The organism is Halomonas fontilapidosi, from assembly GCF_014192285.1.
GTDB classification, from domain to species: domain Bacteria; phylum Pseudomonadota; class Gammaproteobacteria; order Pseudomonadales; family Halomonadaceae; genus Halomonas; species Halomonas fontilapidosi.
Window position 1 is genome coordinate 1 of the sequence record NZ_JACHXQ010000016.1, and the last position, 21829, is coordinate 21829.

Below are 21829 nucleotides of genomic sequence, written 5' to 3' on the forward strand. Positions count from 1 at the left end.
TGATAGCCCCTCGCTCCCTGATCCGAAGGCATTAAGGACAACCGCATGCAGTAGAGACAACCGAACCCTTGACGGGTCAATCCATACCAGGAGCGACGGTTCCCACACATAACACCAAGAATTGCCGTGCAAGACGCAGACAATACATAACGCAGGGACGGAACTATGAACATGGCAACGAAGCCCATGCGCAAGGCACAGAAGAGCAAGCTCTACCGCTGGCGCTGGACGGGCAAGGGGCCCGGCGGGCGCAAGGTGGGCGGCGAGATCATCGCCGCCCGCAAGGCCGAGGTGGAGAAGACCCTCTTTGGCCAGAACATTATCGTCAAGAACATCCGCCGCAAGAGCGGGTTCGGCGGCGGCATGGGCAAGATCAAGCCACGCGACATCATGCTCTTCGCCCGCCAGATGGCGACCATGATCCGCGCCGGCGTGCCGGTGCTGCAGGCCTTCCAGGTGGTGGCGGAGAGCCTCAAGAAGCCGGCGATGAGCGCCCTGGTGCAGGAGCTGATGAACGACGTGGCGGCCGGTTCCAGCTTCTCGGAGGCGCTCAAGCGCCACCCCCAGCACTTCGACCGGCTGTTCGCCAACCTGGTGGAGGCCGGCGAGCAGTCCGGTTCGCTGGACCGCATGCTGGAGCGGGTGGCGGCCTACAAGGAAAAGGTCGAGTCACTCAAGAGCCGCGTGAAGAAGGCGCTCTGGTACCCGGCGGCGGTCATCATGGTGGCCATCGGCGTTACCGCCCTGCTGCTGATCAAGGTGGTGCCGCAGTTCGAGAGCCTGTTCAGCGGCTTCGGCGCCGAGTTGCCAGCCATGACCCGGATGACCATCTCGCTGTCCGAGTTCGCCCAGCAGTACTGGTGGTGGGGCCTGCTGGGTATCGCAGGCTTCATCTTCTTCCTGCGCGCCGGCATGAAGAAGTCCGAGGCCTTCCGCTACAAGATGCATGCGCTCTCGCTGCGCATTCCGGTGATCGGCGACATCCTCGACAAGTCCTCGGTGGCGCGCTATTCGCGCACCCTGGCCACCACCTTCGGTGCCGGCGTGCCGCTGGTGGAGGCGCTGGAGACCGCCGAGGGCGCGGCGGGCAACATGGTCTACGAGCGCGCCATCGCCCAGATCCGCGAGGACGTGGCCACCGGCCAGCAGCTCAACTTCGCCATGCGCCTCACCGAGCAGTTCCCGGCGCTGGCGGTGCAGATGGTGGGGATCGGCGAGGAAGCCGGCTCGCTGGACGCCATGCTCAACCGGGTGGCGGACTACTACGAGGAGGAGGTCGACAACAAGGTGGATACCCTCACCTCGCTGCTCGAGCCCTTCATCATCGTGGTGCTCGGCGTGCTGGTTGGCGGCCTGGTTATCTCGATGTACCTGCCGATCTTCGAGCTGGGGAGTGTGATTTAACAAAGCGGCCAAGCGGCCAAGCGGCCGAGCGCCGAGCGCCGAGCGCCGAGCGCCGAGCGCCGAGCAGGATGATGGCACCGATCGTTACGGTGTCAATCCACAATTGAAGCGAAACCGACGAGGCTGAGAGATTCGCCCGACCGTTTGACTTGCTTGGCTGCTCGGCGCTCAACACTTGGCTGCTTGGCAGCTCGCCGCTGCCCCCCCCTCAATCGTGCAGCCATACCGGCGTGCCCGGCACGGCGATCTCGAACAGCGCCAGCAGGTCATCATCGCGAACGCGGATGCAGCCATGGGAGCGGGCCACGCCCATGGGTTCGCTCGGCGGGGTGCCGTGGAGGTAGATATAGCGCCGCTGGGAGTCGACGTTGCCGCCGCAGTTGCGCCCGGGCTCCAGGCCGCTCAACCAGAGAATGCGGGTGAGTATCCAGTCGCGCCCTAGATGCTCGGCGGCCAGTGCCTCGCTGTAGACCTCGCCGGTGGGCCGGCGGCCGCGGTAGACGGTGCCCGGCGGGTTGCCCGCGCCGATGGCGGCGCGCACATGGTGCCAGCCCAGTGGCGTGGCGCCGCTGCCCTCCTCCTCCCCGGTGCCGTTGGCGGCCGTGGAGACCTTGCAGGACCACTCGAGCTCGCGGCCCCGCCAGACCGTCAGCCGCTGGGCGGCGGTGTCGATCTCCAGCCACACGCCCTCCTCTGGCGGCAGCTCGGTGAGCAGGGGCGTGCGCATCAGCTGGCCTCGCGGCGCACCGGGCTGGGGTCGGGCAGCGGCGCGTTCATGGCCGCCACCACCACCGGGCGCAGACGTCGCACCAGGTCGCGCACGCTGACGTGCTCGCCGTAGTCCTTCTCGGCGATATCGCGCAGGGCATCCAGGCCGGAGAGCGTGAAGATCACCGTACCCAGCATGAAGTGCAGCCGCCAGAAGCGCTCGGCATCGGGCAGCTCCGGCGTGGCCAGGCGCACCAGTTCGGTAAAGCGGGTGAAGACGCTGCCGTACTCCTCCTGAATGTAGCGGCGCAGGTGGCCCTGGGCCTGGCTGTAGGCAAGCCCCAGCAGGCGCATGAACACCTTGAGGCTGTTGCGCTCCGCCGGCACCTCGAGCACGCTGCGCGCCATGGTCTCGAGCAGCGCTTCCAGCGGAATCACGCGGCCGGCGTAGTCGGCCTCGAGCTCGTCGAGGGAGGCGTGGAAACGCACGGTAAAGGGGTCCAGGTAGCGCGCGAACACCGCCTGGATCAGCGCCTTCTTGGATCCGAAGTGGTAGTTGACCGCCGCCAGATTGACCTTGGCCTTGCTGGTGATGTTGCGCAGCGAGGTCTCGGCGAAGCCGCGTTCGGCGAACAGCACCTCGGCGGTATCGAGGATGCGCGTGACGGTGTCGGGCTGCTGGGCCATGGGCAACGGCTCCATGTCATTGGAAACAATTGTTTGAATATGCCGCGAGTGTATGACAGCCAAGGGCGTGGCTCAATGCCGCAGGAGGCTCGGTGTTTGAAACGCCGAGCGCCGAGCGCCGAGCGCCGAGCGCCGAGCGCCGAGCGCCGAGCGCCGAGCGCCGAGCGCCGAGCGCCGAGCGCCGAGCGCCGAGCGCCGAGCAGGATGATGGCACCGCCCGTTACGGCATCAATCCACAGTTGAAGCGAAACCGACCAGGCTGAGAGTTTCGCCCAACGGTTTGGCTGCTTGGCTGCTTGGCCGCTCGGCGCTCAGCTCTTTTACTGGACAGAAAGACATGCTGTATACTTGATCAGACGCGTGGCGAGAGGATCGCCACTCTCTGGTTACCGACCCTGGAGGCCTTATGAGTCGCTCACTCACGGCCCGGCAGCAGAACGTGTACGACTTCATCGTCAAGACCATGAACGAGCTGGGCTACCCGCCGACCCGCGCGGAGATCTCCCGGGCGCTGGGCTTCAAGTCCGCCAATGCCGCCGAGGAGCACCTGCGGGCCCTGGAGCGCAAGGGGGCCATCAAGGTGATCCGCGGCACCTCGCGGGGCATCCGCCTGCCCGCCCAAGAACCGGAGGCCGCCAACGACGAGGGGCTGGACGAGACGCCCCAGGGCCTGCCGATCATCGGCGAGGTGGCGGCCGGCAGCCCGGTGCTCGCCGCCGAGCACATCGACCGCTACTGCCCGCTGCCGCCGGAGTACTTCACCCCGCGCGCCGACTACCTGCTGCGGGTGCGCGGCCTCTCGATGAAGGATGCCGGCATCCTCGAGGGCGACCTGCTGGCGGTGCACCGCACCGAGCGCATCCGCGACGGCCAGATCGTGGTGGCGCGCCTGGAGGACGAGGTCACCGTCAAGCGCTTCCATCGCCACGGCCATGTGGTCACCCTGGAGGCCGAAAACCCCGATTTCGCGCCCATCGAGGTGGACCTGCGCCATGACCCGCTGGAGATCGAGGGCATCGGCGTGGGCGTGATCCGCGGCGGCAGCGGCCAGGCGCTCTGATCGACGCCGGTTGCCCCTCGCCCCATGACCGAGCGCGTCCGCAAGATTCTCCACGCCGACTGCGACTGCTTCTTTGCAGCGGTGGAGATGCGTGACAACCCTGCCCTGCGCGACATTCCGCTAGCCATCGGCGGCTCGCGAGAGCAGCGCGGGGTCATCGCCACCTGCAACTACCCCGCCCGCACCTTCGGCATCCACTCCGCCATGCCCACCGCCCGGGCACTGCGCCTCTGCCCGCATCTGACGCTGATGCGCGGCCAGTTCGAGAAGTATCGCGAGGTCTCACGGCAGATCCAGGCGGTGTTCCACGAACTCACCCCACTGGTCGAGCCGCTGTCGCTGGACGAGGCCTTCCTGGACGTCACCGAGGTCGAGGGCTTTCACGGCAGCGCGACCTGGATGGCCCGCTGGCTCAAGGAGGAGTGTTACCGGCGCACCGGGATTACCGTCTCGGTGGGCGCGGCGCCGTCGAAGTTCCTGGCCAAGATCGCCAGCGACTGGGAGAAACCCGATGGCCTGACGGTGATCCCGCCCGAGAAGGTCGATGCCTTCGTGCGCGACCTGCCGGTCAAGAAGCTCCACGGGGTGGGTCCGGCCACCGGGGCCAGGCTCGACGCCATGGGTATCACCACCTGCACCGAGCTGCGCGAACTGCCCATCGAGCGCCTGCTGGACGACTTCGGCAAGTTCGGGCGACGGCTCTATGAGCTCTCCCGCGGGATCGATGAGCGCCCGGTGCGCGTCGAGCGCGAGCGCAAGTCGGTGAGCGTCGAGACCACCTTCGACCAGGACCTGCCCGACCTTGAAACCGCCAGTGCCGCCCTGGCCCCGCTCTGCGACAAGCTGCAGGGCCGGCTGGAGCGCCACGGCCATCCGCCAATGGCCGGGCTCTTCGTCAAGGTGCGCTTCGACGACTTCAGCCTCACCACCCTGGAAAGCCGCGGCCTCAGCCCCGATGCGGAAAGCTACACCCGCCTGCTGGAACAGGCCTGGGCCCGCGCCCGCCGCCCCGTACGCCTGCTCGGCGTCGGCGTGCGCCTGGTGCCCGAAGAAGCCCGGCAGCAGCTGGTGCTGCCTTTGTAAGCGCCGAGTGCCGAGCGCCGAGCGCCGAGCAGCCAAGGAAAAAGCCATCGAGCGCCGAGCGGGGAAAGCGGCCAAGCAGCCAAGCGTCGAGCAGGCAGGAACTGTTCAGTCACGGAATCGGGTCATAAGTCCGTATAGCATGCGAGAAATCTCGCGCGTCTCTTCGGCCCAGCGTTGGCCCAACGACTTCTCGATATAACCAATTTCGATGCCAATGTAGATCTGCGTTCGCAGCTCAGCACAGGAACCTTTGGCGTAGCTAAGGAACTTGACGCGGTCCCTGTCACTATCTCTTTCGTAGCCTTCGGCAATATTGCTTGCAATCGATAAGGCGGATCGGGTGATCTGGTCCTTGAACCCGAAGTCCCTTGATTGGCTGAAAGACCGGTACACCTCCGAGCACAGTCTCGCCGAGCGTTTCCATACCAGCAGATCCTCGAAGCGCATCCCTGCCTCCCACCCAAGACCCTTGAGCTTTCAACATAGCACTGACTGCTTGGGCTGCTTGGCTGCTCGGCGCTTGGCTGCTCGGCGCTTGGCGGCTTATTTAGTATCGATATAGCGGTGATCGTTGAAGGTGGCGACCCAGCCGGGATGGTAGACCAGCAGAATGCTCATCAGCATGCCGGTGATGAAGGCCTCGGAGGGCATCAGCAGCGGCAGGAAACGGGCGTATTCGAGCGCCTGGCGCAGCGCCTCGGCGTCAGTCGCGCCTATGGCCATCAGCCCCACGGCGGCCAGGCCAGCCGCCAGGGTGGCGAGCGCCGAGCCGAAGAACGCACAGACGAACATGAAGACCATCAGGTTGTCCGGCAGGCGCCGGTCGACCAGTCGCCAGACGATGCCCATCACCAGCGCTGGCACCACCCCGCTGACCAGCACGTTTACCCCCAGCAGCGACCAGTCGTTGCGCCCCAGCAGCACCATGGCCACATTGATCGCGGTGATCGAGAGCAGCGCCAGCGGTGCCTTGAAGATCAGCGTCAGCAAGGCGGTGAACATCAGGTGCAGGGTCAGCCAGTCCACCGCCTGGGCGCGCAGCTGCCAGAGCAGCATCACCACCACGGTGGCGGCCAGCCAGCGGTGCTGCAGGGCGTGGTCATCGAGCAGCGCGACCCACGGCCGACGGCTCAGCGCGAGCCCGACAAAGGCCGCTGAGATCAAGCCGCACAGCCACAGCAACCAGGCGGCGAGAACCGGTTCGGCAATCGTCATCGGCTCACTCCATTAGGCAACGACCAGCAGCAGGAAGGGGTGGTGGGATGGTAGTCGGGTGGCATCGCATGATCCCGGTTTGGCGCTATAGCAAGGGCCACAGTGTAGCCAAAACAGGGGCTTCGGACACGCTCGAAGCGCCGTGGATGTGGGCCCGTGCCTCGCCGATGGCGCCATCCTGATCGGCGGTGGGAGTCAGCAGGGTATACCAGGGCAATCGCACATCGAGATTCGTTCGCAACTGAATCATAAAGAAGGATTCGATATAGATGGGCATTCTTTCTACATGCGGTTGCCCTGCCAATCCCCCCCAACACGTCGACACGCTCTACCCGACCGAATCACAGAACCCTCCACGCGACACGGCTAATAACCAAAAGCTATTGGAAAAAAGCTTCTTTATTCCCTAGTGTATTTTTCCATCTACGTCACGAACCCCGTGACGTATACCCTGTTTTTCCATCAATATACAGGAGCAACCCCATGCTGAAGCGTATTGCCCTCACTGCTCTGGTCACAGGCTTGATGACCGCGAGCAGCCTGACCCAGGCCGACGAGCACGCCATCAAGGTCGGCATGTCCGGCGGCTATTTCCCCTTCACCTTCGTCGAACAGGACAAGCTGCAGGGCTTCGAGGTGGATGTCATGGAAGCCGTGGCCGACGAGATGGGCATCGAGGTCGAGTTCGTTACTGCCAACTTCTCGGGCCTGTTCGGCATGCTCGAATCCGGCCGGATCGATACCATTGCCAACCAGATCACCATCACCGAGGAGCGGGCCGACAAGTACGCCTTCACCGACCCTTACGTCTATGACGGCGCCCAGGTCGTGGTCAAGGAGGGCAACGAGGAGGTCCACGGCGTCGAGGACCTGAAAGGCAAGACGGTGGCCGTCAACCTCGGCTCCAACTACGAGCAGCTGCTGCGCGAACTGCCCTACGCCGACGAGATCGACATCCGCACCTACGAGAGCAACATCGAGCAGGACACCGCCCTGGGGCGCGTCGATGCCTTCGTCATGGATCGGGTGAGCGCCAGCCAGGTCATCAAGGAGAAACCGCTGCCCCTGGCACTGGCCGGCCAGCCGTTCTCCAAGATTCGCAATGCCCTGCCGTTCCGCGACACGGAAGCGGGCCGCGCCCTGCGTGATCGGGTCGACGCCGCGCTGACCATCCTGCGCGAGTCGGGCACCCTCACGGCGATCTCGGAAGAGTGGTTTGGCACTGACATCACCACCCCGTGAGGGGCTGAGCCGTCGCCATGTCCGTCCTCGATATCGACTACATGCTGGGGCTGGTGCCCATCCTGCTGCGCTATCTGCCGCTGACCCTGCAGATGGCTGCTGTCGGCATGGCACTGGCTCTGGTGTTGGCCTGCGGCCTCGCCGTGATCCGCGTGCTGCGCATCCCGGGATTGAACGCTGCGACTCTGCTGTTCATCTCCTTTTTCCGCGGCACGCCACTGCTGGTGCAGCTGTTCCTGTTCTACTACGGCTTGCCCCAGCTGCTGGCCTTCCTGACCCAGATCAATGGCATTACCGCCACTATCATGGGGCTTACCCTGCACTTCTCGGCCTACATGGCAGAATCGATTCGCGCCGCCATCGTCGGGGTCGACCGCAGCCAGACGGAAGCGGCCCTGTCCATCGGCATGACCAATGGCCAGCTGATGCGACGTATCGTGCTGCCCCAGGCCACGCGGGTCGCGGTGCCGACGCTGATGAATTACTTCATCGACATGATCAAGGCCACCTCCCTGGCCTTTACCTTGGGAGTGACCGAGCTGATGGGCGCCACCCAGAAGGAGGCTGCCGGCAGCTTCCTTTACTTCGAGGCCTTCATCACGGTAGCGGTCTTCTATTGGGTCATCGTCGAGCTGCTGGCCTGGTTCCAGCGGCGCCTGGAAACCCGACTCAACGAGGCGTACCGCCGATGATCAAGGTGCAAGGACTCGTTAAACGCTTCGGCGAAACCGCTGTCCTCGACGGCATCGACCTGGCCATCGAACAGGGCGAAATCATCGTGGTGATCGGCCCCTCGGGGACCGGCAAGTCGACGCTGTTGCGCTGCCTGAACTTTCTCGAGCGGCCGGATGCCGGTCGCTTGACCATCGGTGACCTTGACGTCGACGTCACCCGAGCCAGCCGGTCGGACATCCTGACGGCACGCCGGCGCACGGCCTTCGTGTTCCAGAACTATGCGTTGTTCGCCAACAAGACGGCGCTGGAGAACATTGCCGAGGGGCTGATCGTGGTCAACCGCTGGCCGAAGGAGAAGGCGCACGCGCGCGCCAGAGAGATCCTCGAGCGCATCGGCCTGGCCGACAAGGCCGATGCCTATCCTGCTTCGCTTTCCGGCGGCCAGCAGCAGCGGGTGGGCATTGGACGCGCCATGGCGGCACAGGCCGAGGTGATCCTCTTCGATGAGCCGACCTCCTCGCTGGACCCGGAATGGGTCGAGGAGGTGCTGGGCCTGATGAAACAGCTGGCCCGGGAACGCCAGACCATGCTAGTGGTGACCCACGAGATGAGCTTCGCCCGAGACGTTGCCGACCGGGTGATCTTCATGGAAGGCGGGCGCATCATCGAACAGGGACCACCCGAACATCTCTTCGGCTCGCCGCAGGACCCCCGCACAAGAGACTTCCTGCGCAAGGTGCTGGCGACCCAGGTGTCTATCGACTCACCCACCTGAGCCGAACGCCTGAGGGCCGCGTTGTGAGGGCCGGCGGGCATCCCGTATAGTAGCCGGATACTTTCCAGGCCCACACCCCCATCGATGTCACAGCCACGCGTCCAGATCCGCCCTCGCCGCCGCCCTGCCCTGCATTTTCTGCCGCTTGGCGGCTGTGGCGAGATCGGCATGAACCTCAGCCTGTATGGCCACGGGGAGAGAGGCCAGGGGGATGAGTGGATCGCCGTGGACTGCGGCATGATGATTCGTCAGGACCTTCCGGACAATCCGCTCCAGGTGCCGGATCTCTCCACCCTGGAGACGCTGTCGATTCGTCCGCGGGCGTTGATCATCACCCATGGCCATGAGGACCATATCGGCGCCGCGGCCTGGCTGTGGCCCAAGTGGGGCTGCCCGCTTTACGCCACCCCGCTGGCCGCCGGCCTGCTGAGGGCCAAGTTCGTCGAACGCGGCCTGGCCACCGACGCCATTCAGGTCATCGAGCCGGGCGAGGCGCTGGAGACTGGCCCCTTCACGCTGCGCTACCTGCCACTGACCCATTCGATCCCGGAGAGTTGTGCGCTGCTGATCGCCGCCGGTGACTATCGCGTGCTGCACACCGGGGACTGGAAGCTCGACCCCGAGCCACTGATCGGGCCAGCCATCTCGGCCGCGACGTTCCGCGCCATCGCGCCCGTGGACCTGGTGGTAGGCGACTCCACCAATGCGCCGATGCCCGGTCACTCCCGCAGCGAAGGCGAAGTCGCCGAGGCGCTGAGCCACACCATCGCCCGCTGCCAAGGGCGCGTGGTGGTGAGCTGCTTTGCCAGCAACCTGGCGCGCGTGCTGGCCATCGGTCGCGCGGCGGAACGTTGCGGGCGTCGTGTCAGCCTGATGGGGCGCTCCATGGAACGCATGGTGGGCGTGGCCCGCGGGCTCGGGTACCTGGACGACCTGCCGCCGCTGGTGCCGGTCACCGACCTCGGATACCTGCCACCGGAAGAAGTCCTGGTCATCGCCACCGGCAGCCAGGGCGAACCGCGTGCCGCTCTATCCCGCCTGTCACGCGGCCGACACCCTCATTTCGAGCTGATGGCGGGTGATACCGTGATCTTCTCCGCCAAGGCCATTCCCGGCAACGAGCGGTTGATCCATCGTCTGAAACGTGGTCTCCAGCACTTCAATGTGGCCATTCTCGATGATGACAACCATCCCGAACTGCACGCCTCGGGCCATCCCGCCCAGGAGGAACTGCGCACTTTCTACGGCTGGGTAAAACCTCGCCAACTGCTGCCGGTACACGGCGAGGCGCGCCACCAGCAGGCTCATCAGGCACTCGCCGAGGAACTCGGTATCCAGGCGCCACTGACGCCGGTGAACGGCGATCTGATCCGACTGGATGCCGAAGGGCTCACCCTGGAAACGCGCCACCCCCAACGGCCGCATATCGTCAGCCAGAATGCGGTCTCTGCCCTGCCCGGTCTGGGGAGCAGCGATGCCAGCCACCGCTCTCGCCATGGAAGCCTTTACCTGGCCATTCCGGTGGCCGCCACCGACACGGGATGGACGCGTATCGGTCGTCTGATGCTCGACGCCAGCCACACAAGCCCGATCGACGAGACGGCGTTCGCCGACTGGCTGGACGATTGCCTTGAGGAGATTGAGGTGGATACGCTGGCCGAATTGCGCCTAGCCCTGCAGCCCAGGCTACTCGGCTGGCTAGCCGATCACCTGCACCGAGTCCCCGAGGTGCACCTGCAGATCCTGGCAGTGGAAACCGAGATGCTGGGGAAGTAAGGGGAGCTTTCGAGGGTGGGAGGGATCTGCTTGTCGCGATGAAGAAGGCAATATGCGCGGTGCAAGTCGAGACGTCGAACCGACGACTCCTACGATTGGCTCATGGCCCCTGTAGGAGCGGTCGGTTCGACGCTTCGACTTGCACCCCGCGAGACAGGCAAACGGTAACTCGCCATGTAAGTCGAACGCTAAAACATCAAGCCTTGTTGGCATTCTTCGGCGGACGCCCGCGCTTGCGCTTGGGCTGCTCGGTCACCAGATCATCCAGCGACAGGCCGGCCTCATTGATCTGCTCGCGAATCTCGGCAAGTTTGCGCGCCTTTTCGGCTTCTTCCTCCTGGCGCTGAATTTCCTCGTCCTTTTTCTGCTCGATCACTTCACCGATGACTTCGGCCAGCTTGTGGAGCTGTTCTGTGCTCAGCTGGCGTGCCGCAGCACGAGCCACGTTCTTGTTGCGGGCGATGCGCTCCAGGGATTCGCTGGACATTAGCGGTCTCCATGCCGAAGGTTGGACGGTAACTTTCTAGAATGACACGTCAAAAGTATATGCACTTGGATCACATTGGCAAGCAAAGCTGCGGGAAAAACGGCAACAAATACCGGCATAATGTCCACGACATGCGGCGCACAGTCGAGCAGGAAATGCGATCTCCTGCCATCAATTAGCACACCTACATGACAACGGGCGACACCGTGATGTCGCCCGTTATACCCGCGTGCCGGTATCAATCCGGCTTGTTAGCGCCTCAGCCGCCGGTCATGTTCATGAAGCGAACCACCTGAACATCGCCGTCGGTAGTGAAATGGTGACGCTCGGGCTTGAGCGGCATGGCGCGGACGATCGCCTGCTTGAGTGCGTCCATATCACCGGGATAGCGACGCAACACGGCACGCAGATCCACGGAATGCTCATTGCCGAGGCACAGCAGCAGACGCCCTTCCACCGTGACGCGAACCCGGTTGCAGGTATCGCAGAAGTTGTGGCTATGGGGCGAGATAAAACCGACACGGGACTCGCTGTCGGGCATCATGAAATAGCGCGACGGGCCGAGCGTCGACTCGGTGGTGGGGATCAGCTGGTGGCGAGTCTCGATCCGGGCCTGAACCTCGTCGCTGGAGCAGAAGGTCTCGGCGCGGGAGTGATCCGACACGTCGCCCAGCGGCATCTCCTCGATGAAGCTGATATCGAGACCCTCGCGACGCGCGAACTCGACGAGATCCAGCACTTCATCATCATTGCGCCCCTTGAGGATCACGGCATTGAGCTTGATACGCTCGAATCCAGCATCACGTGCGGCGCGAATCCCATCGATGACCTTGTGCAGGTCGCCGGTACGTGTCAGGCGACGGAAGCGTTCAGGATCCAGGGAGTCGAGGCTGATGTTGAGGCGCTTGAGCCCACCCTCGCGCAGGCGAGAGGCGAACTTGGGCAGGCTCGCGCCATTGGTGGTCATGGCGAAATCCTTGAGCCCCGGCAGCGCTCCTATCTCACTGACCAGACGGTCGATATCGCGCCGCACCAGGGGCTCCCCTCCGGTCAGGCGAACCTTTTCCACGCCCATCTCGGTGAAGGCACGCGCCACCATTGCCAACTCCTCGAGAGTCAGCACCTGGGCACGCGGCAGGAAGGTCATTTCCTCGCTCATGCAGTAGACGCAGCGAAAGTCGCAGCGATCCGTGACCGAGATGCGCACGTAGCGCACTCGCCTGCCGAAGTCGTCGATCAGCTCATCGGTCATGAAGACATCTCCCAGCGACGGGCGGCATCATGGTCGCCGTCGCGCTCCGAAACCCAGTAGTCCCCGCTGGCGGTATGCTCCTTCTTCCAGAAGGGCGCGCGGGTCTTGAGGTAATCCATGATGAAGTCGCAGGCCTCGAAGGCAGCGCGTCGATGGGCGCTGGCGACCACTACCAACACGATAGGGTCTGCAGGGGCGAGGCGTCCAATCCGGTGGATCAGGGTGACCCCCTGCAGCGGCCAGCGCGACTGAGCCTGCTCGACGATGTCGCCAAGAGCCGCCTCGGTCATGCCCGGATAGTGTTCCAGGGTCAGCGCCTGGACCTCGGGACGCTCGTTGAAATCGCGCACCAGGCCAGTGAAGCTCACCACCGCCCCGATATCGCGACGCGCTTCGAGCAGGGCACGCTGCTCATCGCCCACATCGAAGACGCGTTGCTGCACGCGGATCATCGTTCAGCCTCCGGTCACCGGGGGAAAGAAGGCGACCTCGTCGTTGTCGGTCAACGGCGTGGCATCACCGGCCATCACCTGATTGACGGCACACAGTACGCGCCCCTGGTCGAGCCCTTCGAAGCGGGCATCCAGCGCCTTGAGGGCCGTCTTGAGACCGGCCACGTCGGAACTCGCCAGGCGATCAACCGGAACCGTCACGTCGCCGACGCCGAGGCGCTCGCGCAGCTCGGCCAGGCACTTGACGCGGATGCAGGGCGCGGCGATATCGCCACGCTGCCCTACCGAGACCTCGCCGGAGGCCCCCTCGCCGGTGACGATCGGCGACGCGGCGGACTCGATGAAGGAGGGTGTCACGGCTCGCTCTCCCCGAGCCTCCTCGCGACGATAGTCACCGGACTTGCCGCCGGTCTTAGTATCGAGGTGGATAGCGCCGATCTCCATGCCCTTGTCCACCGCTTTGCACATGTCATAGAGGGTCAAACAGGCCACCGAGACCGCGGTCAGTGCCTCCATCTCCACGCCGGTGCGCCCGTTGAGGCGGCAGGTGGCGGTGACGTGGACACAGGATTCCGGCTCGTCGAGTTCGAAGTCGATGGCGACCTTCGATAGCGCCAGGGCATGGCAGAGAGGAATCAACTCGTGAGTGCGCTTGGCGGCCTGGATGCCGGCGATACGCGCCGTCGCCAGCACGTCGCCCTTGGGCAGGCCGCCCTCGGCGAGCAGCGCCAGCGTCTCGGGCTGCATGCGGATAAGGCCCGAGGCGCTGGCCTCGCGGCGGCTCTCCGGCTTGTCGGCGACGTCGACCATGTGGGCCTCGCCGCGGGCATTGAGATGGGTCAAGGAGGGGTTGGTCAGAGGCATGGGGGTCAGCGTCTCATGGCAGTCTGTAAAGGGGTTGGATGCTCACCGTCTCGCCCGGGGCCGCCCCCTCGCGATCATCGGTAAGCTCGATCAGGCAGTTGGCCGCCACCATCGAGGAGAGGATGCCGGAGCCCTGGGCCCCGGTGCCGCGCACGTGCAGGCGGCCGTCGGCGTCGCCACGGTAGTGGCCGCGCAGGTAGTCAGTGCGGCCGAGCCGGCTCTTGAGGGCCTCGTCGGCGATGGCGGTCCACCGTTCGGGCTCGCGCACCGCCCTTCCCTGCAACGTGGAGAGCAGCGGCGCCACGAACTGCAGGAAGGTCACCATCACCGCCACCGGGTTGCCGGGCAGGCCCACAAAGGGTGTCCCGCGCTTGCCCAGCAGGCCGCAGGCCAGGGGGCGCCCGGGACGGATGGCGATGCGCCAGAACGCCAGACGGCCGACCGCTTCCAGCGCCGCGCGAGTGAAATCGGCATGGCCCACCGACACGCCGCCACTGGTGATCACCATGTCGGCCCACTCTGCGGCATCGCCCAGGGCGGCGATCATGGCCTCGCGGTCGTCAGGCAGGACGCCCAGATCGGTCAGCTCAGCGCCCTGCTGGGCGAGCAGACCGGCCAGCGTGTAACGGTTGGCATCGAAGATACCGGCGGGTGGCAGCGGCTCCCCGGGTGCGGTCACTTCGTCGCCGGTAGAGAAGATTGCCACCCGCGGGCGACGATACACCATCGCATCAACCAGCCCCAGCGAAGCCAGCAGGCCCAGTTCGGCTGCCCCCAGTCGAGTGCCGGCAGGCAGCGCCCTATGGCCACGGGGAATGTCCTCGCCGGCCTGACGCACATGCTGGCCACGCCTCACGCGCTCGGGTTGAAGGATCGTTACCGTCTCGCCGCACGTCTCGAGCTGCTCGAGCATGATCACGGTGTTCGCCCCCGGCGGCAGTGGCGCCCCGGTGGTGATGCGCACGCACTCGCCGGCACCCAGCGCATTATCGAGGCGGCGGCCGGCGAACACCTCGCCGACGACGCGCCACGCGTCGGGTGGCGTGTCAGCCATGGGCCAGGCCAGGGCGATACCGTCCATGGCGGCATTGGTGTTCTGGGGTACGTCGATGGGTGAGACCGCATCCTCGGCCAGCACCCGGCCGTAAAGCTCGGCCAGCGCGACCCGTTCCGCGTGCAGCGGCGCCTCGACCAGACTGGCCAGCCGCGTGCGCGCCTCCGCCACCGAGAGCATGCGCTCGCCGAGATCGAAGCAGGAGAGCGTCATGGCGCGGCTCCCTCACGGTTGCGCTCGCGGGGCAGTTGACTCGCCGGCCAACGGGCGGGCCAGGCGGCGATCCAGTCGGTGAGTGCCGCGAGATCATTGAGATCGAGCGCCTCGACGTCCTGGGGCAGCGTCAGCGGCGCGTCACTGGCCACGGCGCGCACCCAGGGATCCTCGGCGACGCGTAGCGACTTCCCCACCTCGGGGCGATAGAGCTCGAGCTTGGGCAGCGGCCAGGCCTTGAAGCCCTCCACCAGCACCAGGTCGGGCCGCTGGGGACGCACCATATCGATGAGTTCGGCGAGATCGGCCTCCTCGCGTCCCGGGGTCTCCATCATCAGCGCCACCCGCGCACGGGACGCCACCAGCATCGGCGACGCGCCGGCCTGACGCAGGCGATGGCTGTCCTTGCCGGGCTGGTCGACGTCGAAGCCGTGATGAGCGTGCTTGATCACCGCCACACGCAGGCCGCGCTCGCCGAGGCGGGGCAGCAGCTGCTCCAGCAGGGTGGTCTTGCCGGTACCGCTCCAGGCAGCGATACCCAGCAGTGGCAGGTCATTGTCGAACGACAGGTTCTCCGCTACGCCATCGCTCATGGGCTCAGGGGCTCCTTGTTTCCTGCGGGATCTGACGTCGCCTCGCTAAGGGCACGCTCAAGCCGCTGTTTCTCCTCATCGGTATTGAGGTTGGCGAAGGCATCGGGGCAGTCGCTGACATCCACCCGACACCAGGCGTGACGGGCGTACCAGCGATCGATCTTGCGCTCACCCTCGGCCAGGACCGCCGCCAGGTCCTCCACCAGGGCGGTGCGAATCAGCGCCACCACCGGATGCAACCGCTCGCCATCGCAGGCCACGGCAATATCGCATTCGTCCGGGCTCTGGTTAACAGCGGCCACCGTCCGATCCACCAGGTCTCGAGGCAGGGCCGGTGTATCGCAGGGCACCACCAGCAGCCAGGGGGTGGCGGCGGCACGCAGGCCGCTGTAGATACCCATCAGCGGCCCCTGGAAGCCGCCTTCGGCATCCTGGATCACGCGATCGGCCAGCGGCGCATAGGCCTCGGCGTTGCGGTTGGCGTTGATCAGCACCTCGGCGACCCGCCCTGCCAGGCGCTCGCGAACATGGGCCACCAGCGGGCGTCCGGCGAAGGGTTCGAGCCCCTTGTCGCGACCGCCCATCCGGCGCCCCTGGCCGCCGGCCAGGATCAGGCCGGTCAGCTCATCTCGGGTGATCATGTAGGCTCCTGACGAATCGGTCATGTCATGGGTCATGATGCCTCAGCCCGGCGGCGCGTGCCATGCCGAGCGTCCACGCTGGCGCCCGCCTCTGACACCGGTCAAGCCGCGGCTTATCCCTGTTCCTCCAAGGAGGTACACTATGTTGAAAATATTCCACGAAAGCGGCACCGACCGCGGCTAGGACCGATCCATGGACGAGGCATTCGATGTAGGCGCCAGGCTCAAGCAGCTCAGGGTTTCTCGCAAGCTGTCGCAGCGAGAACTGGCCAAGCGAGCCGGGGTCACCAACAGCACCATCTCACTGGTCGAGCAGAACAACGTCAGCCCGTCGGTGAGTTCGCTGAAGAAGATACTCGACGCCCTGCCGGTATCGATCAGCGCCTTCTTCGCCGGCGACGAGCCCAGTCCGCCACACTCCTTCTATCGCCACAGCGAGCTGACCGAGATTGGCGACGGCAACCTTTCCTGGCGGCTGGTAGCCGCTCGGCGACCCGACCGCCGCATGTCGATCATCCACGAGCGCTATCCCCCTGGTGCCGACAGCGGCGAGGAAATGCTGGAACACGATGGCGAGGAAGGCGGCGTGGTGATCTCGGGGCAGATCGAGCTCACCGTGAATGGGGAGGTGGAGGTGCTGGGCGCAGGCGATGCCTATTACTTCGACTCCCGCCTGCCCCACCGCTTCCGCAACCCCGGCGACGAGGAGTGCGTGATCGTCAGCGCCAGCACCCCGCCGACCTTCTCCGACGCGGGCCAGGAGCAGCACCACGCCTGAACGGGCTCACTCCTCCTCGGCGCGGGGCAGAACCCAGTTGAGGACGATGCCAACCAGGGCGGCGAGGCTGACGCCCTGCAAGGTGAACTGGCCGTTGCCGAACTGCATGCCGCCGATGCCGAAGACCAGCACCAGCGAGACCACCACCAGGTTGCGCGGTGCGGTAAGCGGCTTGCCGGCCCGCACCAGGGTATTCATGCCGACCACGGCAATGGAGCCAAAGAGCAGGGTCATGATGCCGCCCATCACCGGGCCGGGGATGGTCTGCAACAGCGCGCCGAGCTTGCCGACGAAGGCCAGCACGATGGCGATACAGGCCGCTACCACCATGATCTTGGGGTTGAAGGCACGCGTCAGGGTCACGGCGCCGGTGACCTCGGAGTAGGTGGTATTGGGTGGCCCACCGAAGAGCGCCGCGGCGGTCGTGGCCAGGCCGTCACCCAGCAGGGTGCGATGCAGGCCAGGTTTTTCCAGGTAGTTCCGGCGCGTCACCGAGCCGATCGCGATCATGTCACCGATATGCTCCACCGCCGGGGCAATGGCGACCGGAATCATGAAGAGGATCGCCGCCCAGTGAAAGCTCGGTGCGGTAAATGACGGCAATGATAGCCAGGCCGATCCATGAACCGGCGTGAAATCCACCACGCCCATCACCAGCGCCAGCCCGTACCCGGCGAGGATACCGCCCATGATCGGCACCAGCCTGATCAGGCCGCGACCGAACACCGCCAGCACCAGGGTGACCAGCAGACTGGCCATGGAGAGGAAGATCGCCGCACCATAGCCGATGTTATCGCTGGTCTCGCCGGTGGCCATGTCCACCGCCACCGGAGCCAGCGCCAAGCCGATCACCATGATTACCGGCCCCACGACCACCGGCGGCAGCAGTCGATGCAGCCAGGCGGTGCCCTTGAGACGCACGAACTGGGAGATCGTCACGTAGACCAGGCCGGCTACCATCAGCCCTCCCAGGGTGGCCGGAATGCCGTAGTTCGCCACCGAGCCCTGGATAGGGGCAATGAAGGCAAACGACGAGGCCAGAAAGACGGGGACGCTGACTCGCGTCACGCCATGGAAGATCAGGGTGCCAATGCCCGCCGTGAACAGCGCCACATTGGGATCCAGGCCGGTCAGCAGCGGCACCAGCACCAGGGCGCCGAAGGCCACGAAGAGCATCTGCGCCCCGGTCAGCAGGGTGCGTAAAGGAGACTCGGTGGGCATCGCGGCCGCCGCCGTATTGTCGGTCATGGTGCAGGGCTCCGTAAGGGTCGGGGCAGTGGGAGAGAGAAAGCTCGCGCAGTATTCTACCAGCCTGCCGCGCGTTGGCACTCATTGCCGCCCGTCTTTCACTCCGCCTCTGCCTCCAGATACTCCTGTAGACGCGCCTCGGCCTGGTCACCGAAGAGAATATCGCAGGCCTCGCGCAGCCCCGGCGAATGACGGATGCTCGACTCGGGCACCACCAGCGAGACCTTGGAGCGGCGTCTCAGAAAATCCTCCAGCTTGGTCACCATCTCGCGACGCCTGGCCAGCTTCAGCTCACATCGCAAATATTCGGTGCCTTCGATCAGCACTTCCCCTTGGTGGGGATCCTGGCGAATGTCCTCGAGCATCTCCAACGCCTGCGCCCCATAGCGTCGCCACAGCCGAGTGCTGAGAGGCTCGGAAGCCGCGTCGCTGGTCATGGCATCCAGGTCCATCAGTCGCGCCTGGTGCATGAAGGCCTCGCGAACCGACGCATCGGGCTCACCGTACCAGCGAACATCCGGATAGGGGATCTCGACGCCGAGCCGACGCACCTCCTCGACGACTTCCTCACCGACATTGAGGCAGTCGGTCAGCTTGCCGCCAAAGATGCTCAGATGGCGCTTCTCGGCGTCGATGTCGATGGCATGCTTGCGCGACAGGTTGAGGAAATCCCGATCGCCGCCGCCGCTGGGCTTGACCGCCAGCGGCCGCACACCACAGCGCGTGGCGATAATGTCCTCCTTGCCTAGTGGCGACTCGAGCTCGAGTCGCGTGTTGATATTGTCGAGCACGAAGCGAATATCCTCTTCCGTCGCCCCGACCTCCGGCTTCTCGACCCGCGTATCGGTGGTGCCAATACAGGTGCGCGGGCCCATGGGAATAACGAAGAACAGGCGGCCGTCGTCGGCGAAGAAGGCGAGCACACGCTTACTCTCCGTCAGCCGGGGCACGATCAGGTGAATGCCCTTGGAAAAGACATGGCGATGGTCAGTCTGCTGTCCCGAGAGGCTGTTGTGCTGGTCGACCCAGGGCCCGGCCGCATTGATCAATACTCGGGAGCGAATCTCGAAGGTATGATCATTGGTACGGTCGCGGACCGTGGTCACCCAGAGGTCGCCTTCACGACGAGCGCCCTGGGATTCGACATAGTTGGCCGCCACGGTGCCGAAATCCAGGGCGCCGCGCACGAAGTTGAAGACGAAACGCGCGTCGTTGTCGTGCAGGTAGGCATCGGAATACTCGAAGCCCCCCTGCGCATTGCGGGTATCGATGATCGGCTCCCGCGCCTTGATTCTTGCTGGGCGCAGAAAGTCGGGCATCCGCGTAAAGGCACTGCCCATCAGCCAATAGAGCCAGGTGCCGGCCCAGGGATATAGCGGATGGTGGCGAAAGCCCTTGTTGATGGTGGTCAGGAAGCGAATCTCCTGCACCGTGGAGGGATAGCTCTTGATCAGGTGATTACGGCTCTTGCACAGCTTGCGCACCAGCTTGAAGTCGCCGCTCTCCATGTACTTGATGCCGCCCCACACCAGGTTGGACGAGTGCATGCTGGTGCTGCCGGCGAAATCTCCGCGATCGATCAGCGCGACCTTGGCCCCCTTTCCGCTCAGCGCTGCCGCCGCGGAAGCGCCATTGATGCCGCCACCGATGATCAGCGCATCGAAGACCTGATCGGGGAACTTGCGGATGTTGTTCTCTCTGAGTTGCATGTCTGGCCCTTTTTTCAAAGCAACAGGCCCCGCTCGGTATGCACCGAGCGGGGCCATGGGTCCCGTTCAGGCAACCGGTTACACGATCTTGAACGGCCCCGACATAAGCCGGGGCAACGGCAAACGAGTCAGACGACCCGCCTGCTCATTACTCGCGAGAACCGGCAGCCATCCACGCCTCCATCATTTCGTCGTAAGGAACGGTCGTGCCCTGCGGCATCTCGTTGGCCAGCTTCGCCTTCGGCGACCCCGGCTGCTCGAGCCAGTACTGGGGATCACGCTCCTCGTTCAGGTTGGGGGCATAGGTCTCGAAGACGCTGGCCCGCGCCAGGCGCGCCATGATGCTGTCCATGTCGCCGGCCAGGTTATCAAGCGCGTCCTGCGGGGTGATCTCACCATTGACCGCCGGCGCCAGGTTCTGCCACCACAGCGGTGCCATGCGCGGATAATCCGGCACGTTGGTGGAAGACGGCGTCCAGTTGGACTCCTTGGGGCTGCGATAGAACTCGACCAGGCCACCCAGTTTCGGCGCCATCTCGGTCATCTGCTCAGAGAACACGTCCGACTCGCGAATTGGCGTGAGGCCCTCCATGAGCTTCTCCAGCGAGACCGTCTTGGAGACGGTGAACTGCGCGAACAGCCAAGCCGCGGTGCGACGATCCTCCGGAGTGGAGTCGAAGAAGGTCCAGGAGCCCACGTCCTGATAGCCGACCTTCATGCCCTCTTCCCAATACGGCCCAGTGGGCGACGGCGCCATGCGCCACTTGGGGTTGCCCTCATCATCGGTGACCGGCAGGTCGGGCGCGGTCATGTCGGCGGTGAAGGCGGTGTACCAGAACATCTGCTGAGCGATGTTGCCCTGAGCAGGCACCGGCCCGGCCTCACCGAAGGTCATGCCGCTGGCTTCGGGCGGGGCATACTTCTCGAGCCAATCCACCATCTTGGTGACGGCAAACACCGAGGCCGGTGAGTTGGTGGCACCGCCGCGCGACACACTGGCACCGACCGGCTGGCTCTCTTCGTTCACTCGGATGCCCCAGTCATCCACCGGGTTGCCGAACGGCACGCCGGGGCTGCCCATGCCGGCCATGGAGAGCCAGGAGTCGTGGAAACGCCAGCCCAGCGACGGGTCGCGACGCCCATAGTCCATGTGGCCATAGACCTTGGTGCCATCAATCTCGCCGACGTGCTCGGTAAAGAACTCGGCAATGTCCTGGTAGGCGGTCCAGTTGGTGGGCACCCCCAGGTCATAGCCATAGATATCGCGGAACTGATTCTGGAGGTCCTCGCGCTGGAACCAGTCGTAGCGGAACCAGTAGAGGTTGGCAAACTGCTGGGTCGGCAGCTGGTAGATGCTGCCGTCCGGGCCGGTGCCGTACTGAAGACCGATGAAGTCATCGAGGTCCAGGGTCGGCAGCGTGACATCGGCCCATTCGTTCTCCATGGCGTTGGAGATATTAATAGTGGTGCCGTAACGAATGTGCGTGCCGATGGCATCGGAGTCGTTGACATAGCCATCGTAGATATTGCGACCCGACTGCATCTGGGTCTGCATGTTGTTGACCACATCACCCTCGCCAATGATGTTGTGGGTCACGTCGATGCCGGTTAGTTCGCCGAACGCCTCGGCCAGCACATCCCGCTCGTAGATGTGGGTGGTCAGGCCCTCGGCGACCGTGTTGATCTCCATGTCGCGATAGGGCTCGGCGGCCTTGGCGAACCACATCAGCTCCTCGATCTGCGCCTCGCGGGAGAGCGTCGAGTTCTGGAAGTGTTCGTCGACCAGCCGTTCGGCAATGGCGCGGGCATCGTGATTGTCGGCGTGCAGCGCAGGGCTTGCCAGCATGACACCGGCCGCCAGTAGAGAGAGTCGCATTGTTGTCGCTTTCATGTTGACCTCTTGAGTTGTTGTC

At 64.8% G+C, this 21829-nt stretch carries 22 protein-coding genes; 8 read left to right on the plus strand and 14 right to left on the minus strand.

Going from position 1 to position 21829, the window contains the following annotated elements; all coding sequences use genetic code 11:
* Positions 1 to 171 precede the first annotated feature (171 nt).
* Positions 172 to 1404, plus strand: coding sequence for a type II secretion system F family protein (locus FHR95_RS16170; RefSeq protein WP_183315185.1), 1233 nt, complete (start codon positions 172 to 174; stop codon positions 1402 to 1404).
* Positions 1405 to 1612: 208 nt separating this feature from the next.
* Here FHR95_RS16170 and FHR95_RS16175 read toward each other — a convergent pair whose 3' ends face one another.
* Together FHR95_RS16175 and FHR95_RS16180 are read right to left on the minus strand one after the other, a co-directional pair.
* Complete coding sequence (locus FHR95_RS16175; RefSeq protein ID WP_183315186.1) at positions 1613 to 2131, minus strand: L,D-transpeptidase; 519 nt, start codon at positions 2129 to 2131, stop codon at positions 1613 to 1615.
* Positions 2131 to 2799 (minus strand): TetR/AcrR family transcriptional regulator, encoded by a 669-nt coding sequence (locus FHR95_RS16180; RefSeq protein ID WP_183315187.1) that lies wholly within the window; start codon positions 2797 to 2799, stop codon positions 2131 to 2133. Before FHR95_RS16180 ends, FHR95_RS16175 begins: the two co-directional genes overlap by 1 nt.
* A 406-nt stretch (positions 2800 to 3205) precedes the next feature.
* On the opposite strand from FHR95_RS16180, the gene lexA reads away from it, so the two are divergent.
* Together lexA and dinB are read left to right on the plus strand one after the other, a co-directional pair.
* The gene (gene lexA / locus FHR95_RS16185) at positions 3206 to 3859 is read left to right on the plus strand and encodes a transcriptional repressor LexA (RefSeq protein ID WP_183315188.1); all 654 of its coding nucleotides are present in this window, start codon (positions 3206 to 3208) and stop codon (positions 3857 to 3859) included.
* Positions 3860 to 3883: 24 nt separating this feature from the next.
* Complete coding sequence (gene dinB / locus FHR95_RS16190; protein WP_183315189.1) at positions 3884 to 4942, plus strand: DNA polymerase IV; 1059 nt, start codon at positions 3884 to 3886, stop codon at positions 4940 to 4942.
* Between the two features lie 105 nt (positions 4943 to 5047).
* Here dinB and FHR95_RS16195 read toward each other — a convergent pair whose 3' ends face one another.
* Together FHR95_RS16195 and FHR95_RS16200 are read right to left on the minus strand one after the other, a co-directional pair.
* Positions 5048 to 5389, minus strand: coding sequence for a four helix bundle protein (locus FHR95_RS16195; protein ID WP_183315190.1), 342 nt, complete (start codon positions 5387 to 5389; stop codon positions 5048 to 5050).
* A 96-nt stretch (positions 5390 to 5485) separates the two neighbouring features.
* The gene (locus tag FHR95_RS16200; RefSeq protein WP_040186973.1) at positions 5486 to 6157 is read right to left on the minus strand and encodes an energy-coupling factor ABC transporter permease; all 672 of its coding nucleotides are present in this window, start codon (positions 6155 to 6157) and stop codon (positions 5486 to 5488) included.
* Positions 6158 to 6682: 525 nt separating this feature from the next.
* On the opposite strand from FHR95_RS16200, the gene FHR95_RS16205 reads away from it, so the two are divergent.
* From FHR95_RS16205 to FHR95_RS16220, 4 genes are all read left to right on the plus strand, one after another.
* The gene (locus tag FHR95_RS16205; RefSeq protein WP_246378670.1) at positions 6683 to 7399 is read left to right on the plus strand and encodes an amino acid ABC transporter substrate-binding protein; all 717 of its coding nucleotides are present in this window, start codon (positions 6683 to 6685) and stop codon (positions 7397 to 7399) included.
* Between the two features lie 17 nt (positions 7400 to 7416).
* On the plus strand, positions 7417 to 8091 hold the full coding sequence (locus tag FHR95_RS16210; RefSeq protein ID WP_040187064.1) for an amino acid ABC transporter permease: 675 nt from the start codon (positions 7417 to 7419) through the stop codon (positions 8089 to 8091).
* Positions 8088 to 8849, plus strand: a complete 762-nt coding sequence (locus tag FHR95_RS16215; protein ID WP_040187065.1) for an amino acid ABC transporter ATP-binding protein — start codon at positions 8088 to 8090, stop codon at positions 8847 to 8849. The genes FHR95_RS16210 and FHR95_RS16215 overlap by 4 nt, the downstream gene beginning before the upstream one ends.
* Positions 8850 to 9017: 168 nt before the next feature.
* Entirely contained in the window at positions 9018 to 10625 is a 1608-nt protein-coding gene (locus FHR95_RS16220) for a ribonuclease J (protein WP_183315192.1), read from the plus strand.
* A gap of 196 nt (positions 10626 to 10821) precedes the next feature.
* Here the strand turns inward: FHR95_RS16220 and FHR95_RS16225 are convergent, their stop codons facing one another.
* The 7 genes from FHR95_RS16225 to mobA form a co-directional block, all read right to left on the minus strand.
* The gene (locus FHR95_RS16225) at positions 10822 to 11112 is read right to left on the minus strand and encodes an H-NS family histone-like protein (RefSeq protein WP_183315193.1); all 291 of its coding nucleotides are present in this window, start codon (positions 11110 to 11112) and stop codon (positions 10822 to 10824) included.
* Between the two features lie 259 nt (positions 11113 to 11371).
* On the minus strand, positions 11372 to 12364 hold the full coding sequence (gene moaA, locus FHR95_RS16230; protein WP_183315194.1) for a GTP 3',8-cyclase MoaA: 993 nt from the start codon (positions 12362 to 12364) through the stop codon (positions 11372 to 11374).
* Complete coding sequence (gene moaE / locus FHR95_RS16235) at positions 12361 to 12816, minus strand: molybdopterin synthase catalytic subunit MoaE (protein ID WP_183315195.1); 456 nt, start codon at positions 12814 to 12816, stop codon at positions 12361 to 12363. The genes moaA and moaE overlap by 4 nt, the downstream gene beginning before the upstream one ends.
* Positions 12817 to 12819: 3 nt before the next feature.
* Positions 12820 to 13680: a cyclic pyranopterin monophosphate synthase MoaC gene (moaC, locus tag FHR95_RS16240; protein ID WP_183315196.1), complete on the minus strand. Its 861-nt coding sequence runs from the start codon at positions 13678 to 13680 to the stop codon at positions 12820 to 12822.
* Positions 13681 to 13693: 13 nt separating this feature from the next.
* Complete coding sequence (gene moeA / locus FHR95_RS16245) at positions 13694 to 14947, minus strand: molybdopterin molybdotransferase MoeA (RefSeq protein WP_183315197.1); 1254 nt, start codon at positions 14945 to 14947, stop codon at positions 13694 to 13696.
* Positions 14944 to 15540 carry a molybdopterin-guanine dinucleotide biosynthesis protein B gene (gene mobB, locus FHR95_RS16250; RefSeq protein ID WP_183315198.1) on the minus strand — a complete coding sequence of 199 codons (597 nt, stop codon included), beginning with the start codon at positions 15538 to 15540 and terminating at the stop codon, positions 14944 to 14946. The genes moeA and mobB overlap by 4 nt, the downstream gene beginning before the upstream one ends.
* Entirely contained in the window at positions 15537 to 16181 is a 645-nt protein-coding gene (gene mobA, locus FHR95_RS16255) for a molybdenum cofactor guanylyltransferase MobA (RefSeq protein WP_183315199.1), read from the minus strand. Before mobA ends, mobB begins: the two co-directional genes overlap by 4 nt.
* Positions 16182 to 16374: 193 nt before the next feature.
* Between mobA and FHR95_RS16260 the strand changes: the two genes are divergently transcribed.
* The gene (locus tag FHR95_RS16260; protein ID WP_040187073.1) at positions 16375 to 16959 is read left to right on the plus strand and encodes a cupin domain-containing protein; all 585 of its coding nucleotides are present in this window, start codon (positions 16375 to 16377) and stop codon (positions 16957 to 16959) included.
* A 6-nt stretch (positions 16960 to 16965) separates the two neighbouring features.
* Here the strand turns inward: FHR95_RS16260 and FHR95_RS16265 are convergent, their stop codons facing one another.
* The 3 genes from FHR95_RS16265 to FHR95_RS16275 all read right to left on the minus strand — a co-directional run bounded on the left by FHR95_RS16265 (position 16966) and on the right by FHR95_RS16275 (position 21807).
* Positions 16966 to 18207 carry a uracil-xanthine permease family protein gene (locus tag FHR95_RS16265; RefSeq protein ID WP_183315200.1) on the minus strand — a complete coding sequence of 414 codons (1242 nt, stop codon included), beginning with the start codon at positions 18205 to 18207 and terminating at the stop codon, positions 16966 to 16968.
* A 98-nt stretch (positions 18208 to 18305) separates the two neighbouring features.
* On the minus strand, positions 18306 to 19916 hold the full coding sequence (locus tag FHR95_RS16270; protein ID WP_183315201.1) for a glycerol-3-phosphate dehydrogenase/oxidase: 1611 nt from the start codon (positions 19914 to 19916) through the stop codon (positions 18306 to 18308).
* A 148-nt stretch (positions 19917 to 20064) separates the two neighbouring features.
* On the minus strand, positions 20065 to 21807 hold the full coding sequence (locus tag FHR95_RS16275) for an ABC transporter substrate-binding protein (protein WP_183315202.1): 1743 nt from the start codon (positions 21805 to 21807) through the stop codon (positions 20065 to 20067).
* Positions 21808 to 21829 lie beyond the last annotated feature (22 nt).